The sequence below is a fragment of the Streptomyces sp. NPDC059524 genome (assembly GCF_042749255.1).
Taxonomy (GTDB): Bacteria; Actinomycetota; Actinomycetes; order Streptomycetales; family Streptomycetaceae; genus Streptomyces; species Streptomyces xanthii.
Window position 1 is genome coordinate 1 of record NZ_JBHYTK010000189.1, and the last position, 2,234, is coordinate 2,234.

At 73.1% G+C, this 2,234-nt stretch carries 3 protein-coding genes; all 3 read left to right on the forward strand.

The genetic code is table 11. The features are described from left to right. On the forward strand, positions 1–834 hold an 834-nt coding region (locus ACFW9D_RS34125; protein WP_384628544.1), incomplete at its 5' end, for an MFS transporter. Positions 835–851: 17 nt separating this feature from the next. Then, positions 852–1,574, forward strand: coding sequence for a DUF1275 family protein (locus ACFW9D_RS34130; RefSeq protein ID WP_384628547.1), 723 nt, complete (start codon positions 852–854; stop codon positions 1,572–1,574). A gap of 287 nt (positions 1,575–1,861) precedes the next feature. Further along, entirely contained in the window at positions 1,862–2,089 is a 228-nt protein-coding gene (locus tag ACFW9D_RS34135; protein ID WP_188335920.1) for a type A2 lantipeptide, read from the forward strand. Positions 2,090–2,234: the final 145 nt, after the last annotated feature.

The following is a 2,234-nucleotide window of genomic DNA, read 5'->3' on the forward strand; positions in this document are numbered from 1 at the left end:
CCCGCGGGGCCCGCCCTCGCCGGCCTGCATGCCAGCGCCACCGCGGCGCCCCCGACCCGCGGGCAGCTGCCTCCCCCGGGGGCCCCCGCGGTGCTGGTGAGCACGCTCACCGAGGGGCAGATGGACGGCTGGGGCTGGCGCGTGCCGTTCCTCGCGGGCGCGCTGCTGAGCCTGGTCGGGTTCTGGATCCGGCAGGGGGCGCAGGAGACCCGGGAGACGCGGGGCCCGCGGCCCGGCCTGTTCGACGCGCTGCGGCACCACCCGCGTCAGTCGCTGCTGATCTGCGGCATCACGGCGGGCGGCACCCTCGCGTACTACACGTGGACCTCGTACCTGCCGACGTACGCGGAGCTGAACACCGGCATCGACAAGTCCGACGCGCTCCTCGCGGGCACGCTGTCGCTGGCGTTCTTCGCGCTGCTCCAGCCGGTCGGCGGGCTGCTCTCGGACCGGTTCGGGCGCAAGCCGCTGCTGCTGTTCTTCGGGCTCGGGTTCGCGCTCCTGAGCGTGCCGCTGCTGCACGGGCTGACCGGCTCGTTCGTCTCGCTGCTGCTCACGCAGTGCGCGGGCATGGTGCTGCTCACGGGCTTCACGTCGATCTCGGCGGCGGTCAACGCGGAGGTGTTCCCGGCGCGGGTGCGCGCGGCCGGGATCGGGTTCCCGTACTCGCTGACGGTCGCTCTGTTCGGCGGCACCGCCCCGTACATGGGGACCCTGTTCAAGGAGCTCGGGCACAGCGGGATCTTCCCCTGGTACGTGGCCGCGCTGTGCGTGGTGTCCTCCGTCGTGTATCTGCGACTGCCCGAGAGCGCACACCGCGAACTCGAGCGGTGACGGCCTAACGTCAGGACATGAACCGACGCGCGCATGTCTGCCTCGTCCTGCTCGCCGGCGCCTCCGGTGCCGTGGACGGGCTCGCGTTCACGGTGCTCGGCACCGTGTTCGCCGGGGTGATGACCGGGAACCTGGTGCTGCTCGGCGTCTCGGCCGGCGGCGGGGACGCGGCCGATGTGGCCGCTCCTCTGTACGCCCTCGGCGGGTACGCGCTCGGCGCGGCGCTCGCCGCGCTCGTGTGCCGGGGCGCGCCCGCTCGATCCGGCGGCAGCGGCTGGCCCGGGCGGGTGGTGGCTTGTCTCGCCGGGCAGGCCGCGCTGCTCGGCTTCGTCGCGGTGGTGTGCGCGGTCCTCGACGGCCGCCCCGCCGGCGTCTGGCGGACGGTGCTCCTCGTGGTGTCGGCGCTCGCGATGGGCGGGCAGTCGGGCGCGATGGTCGCGGCCGGCGCCTCGCCGACCACGTACTTCACGGGGACGCTCACGACGCTGGTGACCGGGCTCGTCGACGGTTCGGGGCGCGGGGCCGGTCAGGTGTGGGGCGCGGCGCGGCTGCTCGCGGTGGCGGGCGGGGCGGCGTGCGCGGTCGCCGTGCACCGGGGCGCACCGGTCTGGGCGTTCGTGCCGCCGGTCGTCCTCACGGCCGCCGCGGTGCTGTGTCAGAAACCTGCACATCGATTGCGCACCGCGGGCACGACGGTTCACGAAAATCCATTGCGGGATACACATGACGGGCGTCATTGATGCGCTGGTGTCCCATTCCGGGAAAGCGGGCACAGCATGTTCACCATTTCCGCAGTGAAGAATGTGAAGGAGCTGGCAGCGCCTCGTGAACGGGTGTGCACCATGCGGTAGTTGAGCGGGCACATCCCCTCTGACCGGGGACCTTCCGATTGGCTGTGCGAGCTGCGGTCATGCTTTGATCCACCGCATCGTGGAACGGACGGACCCGGTTCCCCGCCGGATCACCGCGCCTTCCGCGTTTTTCGAAATACCAGGTACACCCCCCATTGAGAAGGGCGGCTCACATCATGAGCAACACCCCCAAGGTCGAGACCCTCGAGATTTCCGACGCCGAGCTGGACAACGTTTCGGGCGGTCTGCTCGGCGGCGTCGCCGGCAACCTGACCGGCACCGTCGACTCCATCGCCCCGGTCTCGGGCGTCGTCGCCGGCCTGACCGGCACGGTCGAGGGCGTGACCGGCGTCAACACCGCCGCCGTCACGGGCCTGGCCACCGGCCTGACCGCCGGTCTCTGAGCCTGATCCCACGGATCGGTTCGATCGGGCCGCCGCCGTCCTGACCGGCGACGGCCCCCAGGCCCCGGGCGCCCCGCCGCGGCCCGGGCCGTCGGCCGCGGGCCGGCCCCGCCCCCCGGCGGGCGGGGGGGGGCGGGGGGGTGGG